The sequence below is a fragment of the Schleiferilactobacillus harbinensis DSM 16991 genome, from assembly GCF_000425885.1.
Lineage (GTDB): Bacteria > Bacillota > Bacilli > Lactobacillales > Lactobacillaceae > Schleiferilactobacillus > Schleiferilactobacillus harbinensis.
Genome location: NZ_AUEH01000026.1, coordinates 1 through 16134 on the forward strand (window position 1 = coordinate 1; position 16134 = coordinate 16134).

A 16134-nucleotide genomic window follows, 5' to 3' on the forward strand; every position below is an offset into this window, starting at 1 on the left:
ATTTGACACTTTTCTGTTATCTCACAACTGTGAGTGTTGTCTTACAAGGGATGGGCCTGCGTTACTGTTGACGGTTAGAATGTTGTCGATTGGGGACAGCTTTGATAAAATTGGTTATCAAGAACATACGTTTCCCACTGCTATTGACGACACAGAACAGCTGATTAGGAGGACAGAGCCCATGACCCGCAGTTATAAGACTAAACTCCACGTGGCCAATGATGCCCAGAATGATTTTTTGGTCCTATGCATGGCTGTTAAACGTAAACTGTACAATCTTTATCGCAGCGTGCAGTTTGGCTTGCTGGAAACGCGCAAGCGGCTTTATCCAGACTACGACGCTTTCAAAGAACTGCCTAAAGAAACACGGAACCAGTTTTATATCTCTGCGGCGGAGTTTGAGAAGGTGTTCAACCACGTTATCCGGGTCAGCGGTTCCTATCCGGCCTGGTGGGATCAAGCCCCGCAAAAGACTCGAAAGCAAGCCTTTCGCGATGCTGAACGGGCTTTCCAGAACTATTTCAAAGGTCTAACAAAAGAACCGCGCTTCAAGGGCTATCACGCCCGCCAAGTTACTTACTTCAGCGGTTCGATCCGCGTTCAGCGCGACCGCATTAGATTACCACTGATTGGTTGGCTGCGGCTTTCTGAATTTGGTTATTTGCCCACTGATGACCGGCTTCAGAAAACTGGATATCACATCACTGGCTGTTGGGTCAGCCGTTGGGCGAATGATTATTGGGTGGTGGCTACCGATGAGCCGGCACCAACACGGCCGGTCTCTTACGCGGATACCAAGTTAGGCCTGGGCATTGATCTGGGCATCAAAGATATGGCTATTTTGAATACCGGCAAAAAGTTTATCAATATTGCCAAAACGCCCTATTACTACCACGTGGAAAAGATGAAGAAACGCTGGCAGGCCCGGTTGGCACGGCGCAAAATTGCGGCCGAAAAGAGTTTTGCCAAGAATCACCCGCATCAAAAGGCTGGCTATCTGACCAGTCGAGGCATCGAAGAGGCTCGATACTATCTGGCCCGCTGGTCAGCTAAACTGGCAAAGATCAACAAAGAAACGGTACGCCAAGCCATTGCTCAAATTGTTCAGCTTAAACCGCCGCATATCACCGTGGAAAAACTCAACATCAAAGGGATGAAGGCCAATCCCAAGCTGGCGCCCAGTTTGCAAAAGCTGGGACTTGCTTACTTCAAGACCTGGCTCACGTGGCAGTGTCAAAAGCACGGTATTGAATTGCGTGAAGTCGGTACCTGGTATCCCAGCACCAAGTTATGCAGCACCTGCGGCACTTATAATCGAGCTCAATTCCACGGTACGATGGCAGATCTGGCCGTCCGCCAATTCATTTGTCCGCACTGCGGATTATCCATCGACCGCGACGTTAACGCTGCGATCAACTTGCAACAAGCAACAGACTATACGGTCCTTACGGCAACTGAATAAGATCGAGGCGCGAGCCTCCATACCCGACGTTCACGGGAACTTCAAGGCCGGGAATCAGTGTTAGACTCGACTGCCAGGCTACGTTAGTTGGCTGAGAGCATCTCGGACAGACCATCGTCTGGAGAACCGGCAATTATCTTATTTAGTACCATTTGGTACCGAAAAAAGGAACGGAGTGGCTAATCATGATTGTATGGCGTTATGGAAAGAAATGGCAGTTGTTACTTTACTTGGTGATCAGTCTGGCAGCCAGTGCGGCAAATGTGGGGATGGCCTGGATCTTATCCCGGTTCATTGCCGCAGCGACCGCCCGAAATTTGAATATGTTTCTGGCCAGCGCTGTCTTTGCCTTGGGTATCTTCATTGGTCTGGGCGTGGCACAATGGCTGTTAATGGTGATGAACGCGACGATCATTCGCACGGTGAATCTGCGGATCAAAACGATCATGATCCGCTACATGGTGGATGATGAACCGTTGACCACCGATAGCGGCAAGGATATTTCGTTCATGACGAATGATCTGAAGCTGCTGGAGACGAACGGCACCACCAACGAGCTGCTCATCCTAACTGACGCGTTGATCTTCGTCGGGGCGCTCGTTGGGGCCTTCGCCTTTGATTGGCTGACGGCGCTGGCCTTCTTCGTCGGTAATCTGCTACCGGCCGGGATTTCTGCCCTGACCCAGGGCATGATCGGCCACGCTTCCGAGCAATGGTCCGCGGCCAATGCCTCGTGGACCGGGCAGTTGAAGGACTTTCTCGCTGGTCTGGACACGGCCCGGGCCTATCAGGCCAACGGCGCGGTGAAGAAACGCACCGGTATTCTAGCGGCGGCGCTGGAAGGCCGATTGTTCCACATGAACTTTCTGATCGGCACGGTGCAAGCGGTGGCGATGGTCTTTGCCCTGGTACTGGGCGTGCTATTCCCCTTCGGCGTTGGGGTCTGGCACATCATCATCGGTGGGTCGACGCTGGCCAGCTTCATTGGGGTCGTGCAATTGTCCAATGATATGCGCAATCCGCTGCTGGAGGCGCTAGACGCCTATAATAAGCGGGGCGCGACAAAGCCTGTGCTGAAGCGGATCAACGAGGCAAATACTGCCCTGACAGCGACCACCGACGACGGCGAGAACTTAGCGCCAACTGCCACTGGTGATTTGGTCATGCAGGATGCCACTGTGAAAATTGGCGACAAGCCGATTCTGCAGAATGTGAATCTGACGATTACGCCGGGGGAGAAAGTCTTGCTCATGGCGCCGTCTGGTTTCGGTAAATCGACGCTGTTGCGGGTCCTGCAGGGCGAGATCCCGTTGGCCAGCGGGCACTACACCGTGGCGGGTATCCCGGCGGCGAAAATCAATCGAGTCGCCCTGCGCAAACACTTTGGTCTGGTCAAACAGACACCGTTTCTCTTCAATGACACGTTACGCTACAACATCACGTTAGGCGCGGAGTTCTCCGATGCGGCCGTGATGACCGCCGTCGCTGACGCCGGTCTGGGTGATCTGGTCGCGGATAAGGGACTGGACTACCAAGTCGTCGAAAACGGCCAAAACCTCTCCGGCGGCCAGATCCAGCGGATTGAAATCGCCCGGGCGCTGCTGCGTCAACGGCCGGTCCTGCTGGCTGATGAAGCCACGTCGGCCCTAGACGATCAATTAGCTGATAAAGTGCGCCGGGAATTTCTCAGCGGACCGGAAACATTAATTGAGGTCGGGCATCAGGTGCCGGCGGCGGTCCAGGCCCAGTACGACCGGGTTATTCACCTGGACCAGATCAGTACCGCGCAATCTGCCTAAATAATCGTGGCACTCATTCCACCACTTGCTGGAAGAACGAAAAGTCATGTTCCGGTCCGTGGGTAGCGACGACTGCTAATTCAGATTGCACAAATTGGGCCATTTTCGTCATTCGGAGCGTCGTGGCCAGCTTAACTGTGCTATCACCCAGCGCCGCCGCTTCCACCTGATGGTCGGTTCGATAAAGCCACCACGCCCGAATAAACCGATACCAGATCTCCTGTTCCGCATCAGGATCCGCGGTGAGCAGTGCTGCGTATTGAGGCAGCTCCTCAGCAACGACGGCATACGCCTGCCGGTTCATTTCTAGAAACAGCTGGTTGAAAATCAGATGGAACCGCAGTTTAGGCGCTGCGGGGAAGCTGCTGTATTTCTGACTGCGCTTGAGCGCCACTTGAAACAGCCGCCGCTCATCATCCGGTCGCATCGCTGCCGCGAAAATGACAAAAACGTAGAGTTCAAATTCGCCCCAATCATTCACATTGTACAAATAATGCATAGCCTCGCGAGAATACTCGCCTGTGCTATGTTTTTTGATAAAAAGCGGTTCATCATGCAAAACACTCACGACTTCCTGCTTCATTACTTGCTGCACCCGCCAGTACAACGTATTGATCAATGTTGGCGCGTTCTGATACCGGGCAAAGCCGGCTTGTTCCCGAGCCGTAACATCGGCCAGAGTCTGCTGTTCCTCTGCTTTCGACGTGAGGTGCAAGCCTTGACCAAACAACCGGCGAAACATCGTGTTGCGGTTATAGTAACCGTCTTGGCCCCACGTCTTGGTTGCTGTCGGGCCCAAATGAACGTAGAAGAATTCTTCCGGTGTCGTGAAGATCCGATCCAGTACATGGAGAAAGCGATCCGTACTGATATCCGTCACGCCGCGCTCAAATTTTGAAAGAAACGAGGCCGTCATCTGCTCATCGGCCACCTCAGCCAGAGTCAATCCCTTGTTCTGGCGTATCTGCCGGACGGTAGCACCCAATTCAGCCATTTTATCCCCACCTTCTTAGCCTGGACGGTCATATATGACATTTGCCGCTCGCGCCCATTCTATTCTTCCTACACTGGGGCCACAAGCTAAGAAAGGCATGATGACAATGATTGTTTGGCGTTATGGTAAGAAATGGCAGGTTGGTCTCTATCTACTGATCAGCATATTTTCTAGCATCAGTAATGTGGGAAACGCCTGGATTACGACCCGCTTTTTTACGGCCGCCACTACGCGGAATACCTCGTTATTTATGAGCAGCGTTGAATTGGGGCTAGGCATATTCGTCTCCTGGGGGATTGCTCAGTGGCTTCTGAAAACCATGCGGGCGGTTATCGTCCGCACCGTCAATCTGCGAGTCAAAACCTTACTGATTCAATACTTGGTAGACGACGCGCCGCTCACGACAAATAGCGGCCAGAGTATTTCGTTGATGACGAATGACTTGAAGTTGTTAGAGACTAACGGCACACTCAACGAACTATTTATTCTGCGGGATATGCTGACGTTTGTTGGCGCACTAGTCGGGACCTTCTATCTGGACTGGTTTATTTCTCTCGCTTTTTTCATGGAAGAAATGTCTTCAAACGGTGTTTCTGGGCACAACAAAAAGAGGGCTCCTCAGCCGTGGAAAAAATATAGGTCTTACCGACTAGCCAGAAACAATTACCGGTTGAATCTGACGGTTTTGGTCTTTGTACTCTTCGTATGTGGATCCTTCTCGAATCATGACGTACACAATGCGGATCATCTTATGAGCAAGGGCCACTATGGCTTTCATCTTTCCCATGCGAGAAGAGAGCCGATAGAAGAAGTCCTTCAGGCCGCCTTCTTTTCGGGCCTTGGCACCCAAAGCAGCCGTAATCATGGCTGTTTTCAGATATTTATTACCATGCGTGATCCGCGCATTGCGGGTGTAACCGCCTGACTGGTAATTTCCGGGAGCTAAGCCTACCCAAGAGGCCAAAGCGTGGCCGTTTTCAAAAGCAGTAACGTCGGCACCTACTTCCGCTATGATCGTGGTCGCGATTCTCTCGCTTATACCCGGGATGGTTTGCAGGCGAAGATACAGGTCCCAAAGGGGCTTTCGCTGTTCTTCAATTAACTCATCCAGCTTGGCAAGAGCTTGGTCCAGATAAGCAAGGTGATTCATATTGATACCGATCAGTTTGCGGTCGTTGGCGGTTAACTCACCGTCCATGGCACGAAGTATTTGTTCTGGACAATGTTTCATCCCACCGTGCATATTGGCGGCCACGCTGTCCAAGTCGATCTTCTCACCGTTGATCAACATGTTGACCAGCTTCAGACCGGAACCGTGAAAAATATCGGAAACGAACGAAGTCAACTTAATGTTCGAACGTTGCAGAATATTGTGGACACGGTTCCGATAGGCTGTGACATCGTGGCCCATCGCTTTTCGAGTACGCGTGGTTTCTCGTAATTCCGTGATTTCAGCTGTAGGCACATAACTGGGACTGACCAGGCCACACCGGCCGAGTTCGGCAATCCACTCAGCGTCTAGCCGATCCGTTTTTCGGCCGGGCATGGTTTTGATCATCCGGGGGTCGCACAAGATCATCTTGAAACCGAAGGTCTCAAGAATCTTCCAAACTGGCCGCCAATATTGGCCAGTACTTTCCATAATTACCACATCGGCCTCTTGATGTTCAAGCCAACGCCCACATGCTTTTAAAGCATCAGTAGTCGTCTCAAACGTATTCAGTTTTCGCTTGGGTTTCTTGTCAGCTGCACCGATCAAGGTGCTGACTGTGATTGATTTCTGGTGGACGTCGATACCGGCAACGCGCTCGATAATCACTTCCATCAGAGACACCTCCTAAAGTTGATGGTGGAGACGGCTTCACTACCTGGCCCAAGAGGAGTGTAATTTTTCATACGTGCTCGAAGCGACAATTGGTTGATACTCACGAGCCAGAGACTGCCAGTTTTTTATACGGGGTCAATCCCAATAAAGCCTACGGCAAACAGTGAAAATGCCTCCAATCCCAGTGTATCGGGAATGAAGGCATAAGTCACGAGAATTGGCCGACCGGTGCACACCAGCGCAACGCCGCTGGCACGGGCGATGGCCCGTGGGTTGGTCTACTTCCTGGTCATGGTTACGAGGGTGCAACCCTCTGATAGTTTTTTATCGGTAATCTGCTCCCCATGGGTATTTCTTATTTGACACAAAAAACCATCAGTCGCGCGTCCCAACACTGGTCACAGGCGAATGCAGCCTGGACCGGGCAACTGAAGGATTTCTTAGCCGGGTTGGATACTGCGCGGGCCTATCAGGCCAATGGCGCAGTTAAAAAGCGTACCAGGACATTAGCCACGACGCTGGAGAACCGACTTTTTCACATGAATTTTTTAATCGGTACGGTGTCCGCCAGCGGTCTCACTGCGCTCATGGTCCTGGGGGTTTTGCTACCCTACCTTATGGTCTTGGGATGTGGCGCGTCATCCAAGGAACTTTGACCCTGGCAAGTTTCATGGGCATCGTGCAATTATCAAATGACCTGCGCAATCCCTTGCTGGATGCACTTGATGCCTATAACCAGCGGAATGCCGCTAAGCCAGTGTTGAATCGAATCCGCACGGCAGAAAAGGCCATGGCGGCGGCCACGGATGCTGGCCAGGCACTGCCCCAGACTGCCGCTAACAGTTTGATGATTGAGCATGCCACCGTGAAGATTGCGAACAGGACCATTTTGCACGACATCACGCTGCACATCACCCCCGGAGAGAAGGTATTGCTGATGGCTCCCTCTGGTTTTGGTAAATCCACACTGCTCCGGGTTCTCCAGGGCGAAATCCCTTTGGCCAGCGGCACCTACACAGTGGGCGGCATTTCAGCCAGCCAGATCAATCGTGTCGCTTTGCGCCAACACTTCGGGCTCGTGAAGCAGACACCTTTTCTATTCAACGATACTCTGCGATACAACATTACTTTGGGTGCATCATTTTCTGACAAAGCCGTGATGACTGCAGTTCAAACTGCCGGTTTGGCCGCACTGGTCGCGGATAAGGGCCTGGATTACCAAGTCGTCGAAAATGGTCAAAATCTCTCTGGCGGCCAGATCCAGCGAATCGAAATTGCCCGGGCGCTGCTGCACCAACGACCGGTCCTTTTGGCCGATGAAGCCACGTCGGCCTTGGACGATCAGCTGGCCGACAAGGTGCGTCGGGAATTTCTCAGCGGGCCGGAGACCTTAATTGAAGTTGGTCACCAGGTGCCGGCGGCAGTGCAGGCCCAGTATGACCGGGTTATTCACCTGGATCAGCTGAGTGCACAGTCGGCTTAACAGTCAACGCGTCTAAGAAAATCTGGCCGTATTTCTCCAGCTTCATTTCGCCCACACCCTTGATGGCCAACATCTCTTCTAGGGTCTGCGGTTTCTCGTTGCTCATTGCCTTCAACGTTTGGTCCGGGAAGATCATGTACGGCGGCAGCTTGGTGTCTTCTGCCAGTTGCCGGCGGACTTGGCGCAGCGTCTCAAAGGTAGCGTCATCAGCCGGCAAGCTCTTTCGGGCTTTGATGGCCGTCTTACGGAACACCTTCTCCTGCCCGCGCAGCACAGCAGCCCCAGTTTGGGTCAGTGCCAGTGTTGGATACTGGCCGCCCTTAGTGACCAGCCAACCCCCAGCCGTTAAGAAGTCGATGAAAGTACTGATCTCCTTTTGCCGCTGATGCTGCATGAGCCCATAAGTCGACAGCTCATCCAAGCGCCACTGGCGGATACGCTGGTTGTTAGCCCCCGCCAAGATCTGAGCAATCACGACTTTGCCGAACCGTTCATGCACCCGGACCACACAGGACAGCACTTTCTGGGCATCCGTGGTCACATCCACCGCTTCCCGAGTATCCAAACAATTGCTGCACCGGCCGCAAGGTTCAGTATCTTCTTGACCGAAATAACGCAGAATAAACTGTTGCAGGCACTGATCGGTATTCGCGTACTGAATCATCGTCTGCAATTTTTGATACTGCAGGTGCTTATGGGCCTCGTCGGCATCAGATTGTTCAATGAAGAAATGCTGCAGTTGCACGTCCGCCGGTTTGAACAGCAAAATAGCGTCACTCTCTAGCCCATCCCGCCCGGCCCGGCCAGCTTCCTGATAGTAGGATTCCAGGTCTTTGGGCATTTGCGCATGGATGACGAAACGCACGTTGCTCTTATCAATACCCATGCCAAACGCGTTGGTCGCGATCATAATCGGTTTGCGGTCGAATAAGAAGTCTTCTTGGCTGGCTGCCCGGTCCATATCAGCCATGCCGGCATGGTACCGGGCCACCGGCAATTTCTTCCGGGCGAGCAGCGTGTAGAGCCGATCAACTTCTTTCCGTGTACTCACATAAATAATCCCGGATTGATTCGGGTTTTTCTTTAAATAGTCCACCAGATACTTGTCTTCATCCTGATCCCGCACCACCTGAAAGCTCAAGTTATCCCGGGCAAACCCAGTATTGATCAAGCCAGCCGCTGGAATCCCCAGCCGCTGGCGAATATCCTGGGCCACCCGCGGTGTGGCGGTGGCCGTCAGCGCGATTACCGCCGGATGGCTGGTAAGCCGTTCCGGCACCGCGGCCAGCGCCAAATAACTGGGCCGGAAATCGTGGCCCCACTGGGAAATACAGTGGGCCTCATCAATCGCCAGCAGGCTGATCTGAATGCCGTTCAACGCAGCCACGAACTCATCGGACTCAAAGCGTTCCGGGGCCACGTAGAGCAGCTTCACTTCACCCATGGCCGCTTGGCGCAGGCGCTCGTCAATTTCTCGAAAATCGATGGCACTATTAATAAAGGTCGCCGGGATGCCGTTATCGTTCAGCGCGTCCACCTGGTCCTTCATTAAGGCGATCAAAGGCGACACCACCACCGTCAACCCCGGCAGCAGCAGCGCTGGAATCTGGTAACACAGCGACTTGCCGCCGCCGGTGGGCATGATCACCAGCGTGTTAGCCCCCGCCAGCACCCGATCAATGGCCTGTTCCTGACCCGTCCGGAAGTGATCGTACCCGAATTTCTCTTGCAGTAGTTGTTCTGCCTCTGTGTTTGCCAAAGTGATCCTCCTGTTCTTTTCCCCCATTGTACGTGCCCTGACTGGTTATGTATAGATTACGCAAAGTGCGTTGCTATTTGCGGCAGTTTCCGGTATCCTGAATGTAATTAATTCACGGAAGAAGGTTAGACATCATGCGCGGTTACGAAAAGACGAACAGTATTGAAACAGATATTGTGCGCTTTGGCGTTTCTTTTCGTCAATCCCTTGGTTTTATTCGGGTTGCTGACGGGACCAGTCTGTCCAAAAACAGCCGAATGACACGAAACCAATGACCGCCGAGACGCCTAACCATTAGAGAGTAGGGCCATGGTGCGTGATTGCCATGGCCTTTTGCGTTCTCCGGAAACTTAAAGGAGAAAAAACATGTTATTACTGCAAGCCAGCCAAATCACTAAACAATTTGATCACGAACCGATTTTCACCGATATTTCCCTCCAGCTTGCCGCCGGCGACCGGGTCGCCCTGGTCGGCGCCAACGGCACCGGCAAGTCCACCCTGATGAATATCCTGCTGGGCAGCGAGCAGCCCGATGCCAGCGTCGTCAGCCGCGCCAAAGACGCCACCATTGCCCACCTGAACCAGCAGCTGATCGATACCACCGCCACCGTCACCGCCTTTCTTGGTGCCAGCCAACCGGCGTTGACCAAACTGCAGGACGCGCTGCGCTATTGTGAAGACCAGATGAGCCAGCCGGAGGCCGACCTAGAGAAAATCCTCGCCCGCTATGCCGACCTGCAACAAAACTTTGAGGAACGGGGCGGCTATGCCTTTGCGGACCGGATCAACACCGTGATGAAGGGGCTGGACATTTGGCCTTACCGGGACACACCGGTCAATGCCCTGTCCGGCGGTGAACGGATGCGGGTCGCACTGGCCCAATTGCTGCTGTCCGATGCCGATTTTCTGCTACTGGACGAACCCACGAACCACTTGGATACCGCCGGCATCGAGTGGCTGGAGCAGTTTTTGCTCAAAGGCAAGACCGGTTATTTAGTCATTTCCCACGATCGCTTCTTCCTCGATCGGGTCACCACCCAAACCTGGGAAATCGAAGACGGCGAGCTGGTCACGTATCCGGGCAATTACTCGCGGTATGTGACGCTGAAGGCCGAACGCCTGGCCAGCATTCAAAAAGACCACGACCTGCAGGCCAAAGCAATTCGGAAACTGCAACTGCAGATTCGCCAGTATCGGCAATGGGGCAACGAGAGCCAAAACGAGAAGTTCTACCGGAAGGCCAAGGAGCTGGAAAAGCGCTTGGCGAAGATTCAAGTCATTCAAGTACCCCAGCCGCCGAAACACCGGCTGCAGGACGTCCGCACCGCCGGCCGGTCCGGTAACGACGTCATCACCGCCAAAGATTTGGGCGCCGCGTTTGGCGACCGGGTGCTTTTTGACCATGCCGCCTTCCAGATCCACCGCGGCGACCGGGTAGCGGTCACTGGCGCCAACGGGACGGGCAAAAGCACGCTGGTCAAACTCATTCTGGGCGAGCTGCCACCTACCAGCGGTACGGTGAACCTGGGGGCCAGTGTGCAGGCTGGCTATCTGCCCCAGAATCCGCAATTCGACCAGCCCCAGGACCGGCTGCTGGCCCATGTACAAGCCTTTATGCCCAACGAACAGGCGGCCCGGCAAGCCATGGCCCGCTTCGGTTTTTTCGCTGAAGACGCCGCCCGCCGGCTCCAAGACCTCTCTGGCGGCGAACGAATTCGGCTGGTCCTGTTACAGCTGCTGCAACGGAAAATCAACTTGCTGATCCTGGACGAACCGACCAACCACCTGGACATTGCCGCCCGGGAGGAAATCGAGACGCTGTTGGCGGACTATTCGGGGACGCTGCTGATCGTTTCCCACGATCGGTATTTGCTGCGGAAGCTGTGTGATCAGGAGCTGCATATTGCGGAGCAGCGGATCGTGCAGCGGGATTGGGATACGGCAAACTAGCAACCCGTTTGATTTGCGAAATAAAAACTTGCTTGGTATAATTTAGATAGAAAAAGGGCTAGTGCGACAACACCAGCCCCGTGCAAACCGCTTAAAGAGCGGTGGTCATGTTAAAGTCAGTTTCCTGTCCCTAACTTGCCAAAGCTATAGGGGGCAGGTTTTTTTAGTCCTTATCGTTGTGCTTCATAATTTGGACTAATAAAAGCCCAAACGTCAGCATCAGCATTAGCGCTTCGTAATCCGTCACAGCCGCGAAAACCTTTCGTTAGTTTGCCCATCCCTGGACATCCCTCCTTCTGGGAAAAACCGCGACCACTGCCCTTTAAACTCCTGCCAAAACAGTATACCATATTCCATTACATTTTCTGATATAAAAACGCCCTGTCCAAAAGTGGGAAATCCACTTACAGACAGGGCGTTTGTGTCATTCATAAACCGTTAAAGTTCAGTATATACCAATTATAAAAATGACTAATCTTGCGGATAAATCGCCGCCACCTGTTCCTGTGCCACCTTATGCGCCAAGAAATCATCATAATGCATATCCGCCCGATCCACGACGCCCAGCGGACCCACTTCAATAATATGGTTGGCAATCGTCTGGATAAACTGGTGGTCATGGCTGGTGAAAATCACAGCCCCGGTAAAGTCGATCAGCGCGTCGTTGAGCGCGGTGATACTTTCCAGATCCAAGTGGTTCGTCGGATCGTCCAGCAGCAGCACATTGGCCTTGCTGAGCATGAGTTTGGCTAAGTAACTGCGGACTTTCTCACCACCAGACAGCACCGGCGTGGCTTTGAGCACCTCGTCGCCGGAGAACAGCATCCGGCCAAGGAAACCGCGGAGGAAGGTGTTGTCGTCTTCTTCCTTGCTCTTCACGAACTGGCGCAGCCAGGACAAGATATCCAGGGAGTCATCGCTGAATTCCGGGGTCAAGTCCTTCGGCATGTAAGCCCGATTTGTGGTTACACCCCAGGTGATCGTGCCGGTGTCCGGCTGGTCATCACCGGCCAGCAGGCGCATCAGCTGCGTCGCCGTCACGTCGTTGCGGCTAATGATCGCCGTCTTATCGCCGGGGCGCAGCGTGAAGCTGACGTTATCCAGCACCTTAACGCCATCCACCGTCTTCGATACGTGGTCCACCCGGACTAAATCATTGCCCAGGGGCCGCTCCGGTTCGAATTTAATGAACGGATACTTGCGGCTGCTGGGTTTGATATCGTCCAGCGTGATCTTATCCAGCTGCTTCTTCCGGGCTGTCGCCTGCTTGGATTTCGAGGCATTCGCGGAGAAACGCGCCACGAACTCTTGCAACTGCTTGATCTGTTCTTCCTTCTTCGCATTCTGGTTCGAGCGCAGCTGCTGGGCCAGCTTGCTGGATTCCAACCAGAAATCGTAGTTGCCGACGAACATTTCGATTTTGCCGAAATCCACATCGCACATCATCGTGCAGACCTTATTCAAGAAATACCGGTCATGGCTGACGACCAGGACAGTCTTGTCGTAGTCCGCCAGCCAGTTTTCCAGCCAATCGATGGTTTCGGGATCCAGCCCGTTAGTCGGTTCATCCAGCAGCAGCACGTCCGGCGAACCAAACAGTGCCTGAGCCAGCAATACCTTGACCTTTTGTCCCTCCGGCAATTCGCGCATCAGCTTCGTGTGCTCGCTGTCGCCGATGCCCAGCGCCTGCAGCAGTTGGGCCGCGTCGGATTCAGCGTTCCAGCCGTCCATTTCCGCAAACTCAGCTTCCAAATTAGCTGCTTTGAGCCCATCTTCTTCAGAGAAGTCCGCCTTGGCGTACAAGGCATCCTTCTCCTGCATCACCGCATACAGCCGTTCATAGCCTTGAATCACCGTGTTCAGCACGGTCTGGTCATCGAAGGCAAAGTGGTCCTGCCGCAGATTGCTCATCCGCTCGTGGGGATCCAGCTGCACCGTCCCCGTCGTCGGGGTCAGCTCGCCGGACAGAATTTTCAAGAACGTGGACTTGCCGGCGCCATTGGCCCCAATAATGCCGTAGCAGTTACCCGGTGTGAATTTTAAATTAACGTCTTCATAGAGTTTACGATCGGAGAAAGTCATGGAGACATTCGTTACAGTTAACAAGGCGTACCTCACTTTTCTTATCGTTGTAGTGGGAATCAATACAATAGATGGCAACCTCGCCCACTGCGCTGCGCAGTGAGACAAGGTTGCCACGGGTAGAAAGTTTCCTTCAGATTCTCTAAGGGTATCAGATGTTGAGAAAATAAACAATGGGGACACGTGCGGTTATTCACGATGGTCGAAATACTGGTGGCGGTCATAGTGATTGCGGCCGCGGTCGCGATGGACCGCGGCAATGAGGCCGAAGTCGCGGGTGTCGGGCAAGTTCAGCTGCTTGCACCAGGCTAAAAACGTCGTGAGCTGCGGTTCGACTGCTGGATAGTCTGTATACAATCCAATCAGATACTGACAAAAGGCAGCCGTCAATTTGATGGTCGTGGCGGCTATTTGCGCACTCAGCGTCTGCAATTCGGCCGCCAGGGTGGCCGCAGCGGGCAACCGCCCCGCAATCAGCTGGGTTTGAATCTCGTTCAAATAGGCCCCGCCCAAATCGTTGGCCACCTGGTCATCAAATGCCAGGTAGTCCCGCAGCGTTGCCACCGCTTGGCGGAAAAAGGCCTGGTGCTGCGGATTACTCAGCGGAATAAGCAGATTGGTTTCAATAATCAAGCGCGCTTGACTCAAAGTCCACTGCGGCGTCTGGGCCAGCAGTGCCTGGACTTCCGCGATGGGCGCATTGCTCATGTGCAATATATTTTGATTTGCGGTATAGACGCCCGTATATGCTCGCAACGCCAACGCCCGCATTTCCGGCAGTCGGTGATAGCGATTCGCCGTATAGAAATCCCGCAATGCCTGGAGGTCGCCAGCTTGGTAGTCTTGGTCAATTTGTCTAGAAAGCTGTTGAATCGCCGGCGGCCGCATCCCGCGATGCTGGAAAAGGAACTCATTAGGACTGATCGTCAGCCGCCGCAGAATTTCAAACAATTTGTCAGCACCGATGTTGGTTTGGCCCTTTTCAAATTTGGCATAAAACGACCGGGACACGATGCCGCTGTAAACTGCCTTTTGCGGTAATCCTTGGCCTAGCCGGAGTCGGCGAACAGTCTGCCCGTATGCTGTCATTTCCCCGCACCCTTCGTGATGTCTACTATATGAGCCATATTGTTTCATTTCCGTGGTTGACCGTCAAGTGTGGTTGACCGTCAAGTATGGTAGAGACAAGTTAAAAAGGAGTTGGGCAAAATGGATTACGAGAAGATTTTCGCTGAGATTGAAGATATCATGCACGTAGATTACGCTGGTGCATCAGACAAGCAGGACTGGCCGGTGAAGCGGCCAACCACAGCGGTGTTGCAGCACATCCCGGATGAGGAATCATTCGTGTACCTGGTGCAGCACTACTTGCAGCAATACCGGGACAATCACGTTTTCTTCAGCAACGATCGCGTCCCCCAGGTTACCGTGGGCTTCACTACCCGCCGGTATGGGGCGGCCCTCTACGTATTGACCGCTGACCAGGAGAAACGGCTCAGCGTCGGCACGGCAATCACGGCGATTGATGGCCTGCCGATTCCAGCAGTGGCTGCTGCGCACCAATTGGAACTGGACCCGGTACCTGAACGGCAGCGGTTCAAGACCATTTTACTGATGGCCAAGACGATCACCCTGGCCGATGGTCAAGCATTGCCGCTGCACCACTTCCCGCAAACTGCAGCGCCTGCTGTATTTGCCTATCGCCAATTGCAAGCCGACATGGGTTACGTCAAGATGACCAATTTTACTGATTACACAGCCATTCATGAGTTCTATCAGCATCACTTGACTCAAATTACTGCACTGCCCAAGCTGATTATTGATGTGCGCGTGAACAATGGCGGCGATGATCAGAATTTCTATCCATTATTGGCAGCGATGTTCACTGGCACCGTCCCGCATTCAGCGATTTCTCCAGATACCGGCATGCAGATCAACGCGACTCCGCGTAATTATCATAACTGGCAGCGGGCGGTCGCAACCATACTGCCCAACGTTGATCCAGCGCTGCAGCCGACTCTAGAAGATTTCATCCAAATGCTGAAAGATCACCAGCACGACGGCTTGATTCCATTCGAACTGCCTGACACTGATACACCTGATGCACCCATCCAAGGTGATGTTCAGCCGCATCAAGTCGTGGTGCTGAGCGATTATGATTGCGGCAGTGCTGGGGATTCCTTCGTCATGGCCGCCAAGAAATCACCCCAAACCACGGTTATCGGCCGAGCAACTTACGGCGTATGGGATTATGCCAACGTAACTACTCAGGATTGGGACCATTTTCATCTAATGTATCCTGTTAGCCGCGCTGACTGGATCGACCGAGGCGAAGGGATTGACCACGTTGGTGTGCAGCCGGATATTCATTTGCCATGGACGCCAGCAATGATTAAGGAGGACAAGGATTTGGCGTTTGCTGAACGATTCTTAAACAAGCGACGCTAAATTAAAGCATTGGTATATGTATAGTAAAAAGACAAGACAAAATAAAATCAGTCCATCGTTAGGTGTGCTTTCCCACTTTTTCGATGAACTGGTTTTTTATTTAAAGATAATAAGGGAATATGGTATACTACTTTAGCAGAAGTTTTAAGGGCGGCGGCTGCGTTTTTTCCCGAAGGAAGTGAATGCCATGGGAACATGGAATAAACTAACGAAAGGTTTTCCGTAGCTTGAGTACGTACGAAGTCCTCATGCTGATTTTCACGTTTGGCCTGTTGGTCTGCGCGATTATCAAGGCTGTGGACAAATAAAAAGACCCGCCCCTTAGCTTTGAC

Annotated in this window: 12 protein-coding genes; 7 read left to right on the forward strand and 5 right to left on the reverse strand. The window is 53.1% G+C overall.

Translation table 11 applies throughout. The features are described 5' to 3' along the window. Positions 1-181 precede the first annotated feature (181 nt). The gene (locus H627_RS0108875) at positions 182-1462 is read left to right on the forward strand and encodes an RNA-guided endonuclease InsQ/TnpB family protein (RefSeq protein ID WP_027828681.1); all 1281 of its coding nucleotides are present in this window, start codon (positions 182-184) and stop codon (positions 1460-1462) included. A gap of 185 nt (positions 1463-1647) precedes the next feature. Further along, complete coding sequence (locus tag H627_RS0108880; protein WP_027828682.1) at positions 1648-3261, forward strand: ATP-binding cassette domain-containing protein; 1614 nt, start codon at positions 1648-1650, stop codon at positions 3259-3261. Positions 3262-3274: 13 nt separating this feature from the next. Here H627_RS0108880 and H627_RS0108885 read toward each other — a convergent pair whose 3' ends face one another. Both H627_RS0108885 and H627_RS0108895 read right to left on the reverse strand, forming a co-directional pair. Then, positions 3275-4255: a helix-turn-helix domain-containing protein gene (locus tag H627_RS0108885; RefSeq protein ID WP_027828683.1), complete on the reverse strand. Its 981-nt coding sequence runs from the start codon at positions 4253-4255 to the stop codon at positions 3275-3277. A 649-nt stretch (positions 4256-4904) separates the two neighbouring features. Then, positions 4905-6080 carry an IS110 family RNA-guided transposase gene (locus H627_RS0108895; RefSeq protein WP_027828684.1) on the reverse strand — a complete coding sequence of 392 codons (1176 nt, stop codon included), beginning with the start codon at positions 6078-6080 and terminating at the stop codon, positions 4905-4907. A gap of 652 nt (positions 6081-6732) precedes the next feature. Here H627_RS0108895 and H627_RS17635 point away from each other — a divergent pair. Then, the gene (locus tag H627_RS17635) at positions 6733-7563 is read left to right on the forward strand and encodes an ATP-binding cassette domain-containing protein (RefSeq protein WP_162143232.1); all 831 of its coding nucleotides are present in this window, start codon (positions 6733-6735) and stop codon (positions 7561-7563) included. Here the strand turns inward: H627_RS17635 and recQ are convergent. Next, the gene (gene recQ / locus H627_RS0108905; RefSeq protein WP_051225307.1) at positions 7526-9349 is read right to left on the reverse strand and encodes a DNA helicase RecQ; all 1824 of its coding nucleotides are present in this window, start codon (positions 9347-9349) and stop codon (positions 7526-7528) included. The genes H627_RS17635 and recQ overlap by 38 nt on opposite strands. Before the next feature lie 107 nt (positions 9350-9456). Here recQ and H627_RS20080 point away from each other — a divergent pair, with 107 nt between their 5' ends. Both H627_RS20080 and abc-f read left to right on the forward strand, forming a co-directional pair. Then, positions 9457-9597 (forward strand): hypothetical protein, encoded by a 141-nt coding sequence (locus tag H627_RS20080; protein ID WP_155827908.1) that lies wholly within the window; start codon positions 9457-9459, stop codon positions 9595-9597. Positions 9598-9688: 91 nt separating this feature from the next. Then, positions 9689-11272 (forward strand): ribosomal protection-like ABC-F family protein, encoded by a 1584-nt coding sequence (abc-f, locus tag H627_RS0108915; RefSeq protein WP_027828686.1) that lies wholly within the window; start codon positions 9689-9691, stop codon positions 11270-11272. 471 nt (positions 11273-11743) lie between these two features. Here abc-f and H627_RS0108925 read toward each other — a convergent pair whose 3' ends face one another. Then, positions 11744-13378, reverse strand: coding sequence for an ABC-F family ATP-binding cassette domain-containing protein (locus tag H627_RS0108925; RefSeq protein WP_027828687.1), 1635 nt, complete (start codon positions 13376-13378; stop codon positions 11744-11746). A gap of 165 nt (positions 13379-13543) precedes the next feature. Further along, entirely contained in the window at positions 13544-14443 is a 900-nt protein-coding gene (locus H627_RS0108930; RefSeq protein WP_027828688.1) for a helix-turn-helix domain-containing protein, read from the reverse strand. A gap of 120 nt (positions 14444-14563) precedes the next feature. On the opposite strand from H627_RS0108930, the gene H627_RS0108935 reads away from it, so the two are divergent. After that, positions 14564-15802, forward strand: coding sequence for a S41 family peptidase (locus H627_RS0108935; RefSeq protein ID WP_027828689.1), 1239 nt, complete (start codon positions 14564-14566; stop codon positions 15800-15802). Positions 15803-16029: 227 nt separating this feature from the next. Next, positions 16030-16110 carry a putative holin-like toxin gene (locus H627_RS20915; protein WP_223850077.1) on the forward strand — a complete coding sequence of 27 codons (81 nt, stop codon included), beginning with the start codon at positions 16030-16032 and terminating at the stop codon, positions 16108-16110. Positions 16111-16134 lie beyond the last annotated feature (24 nt).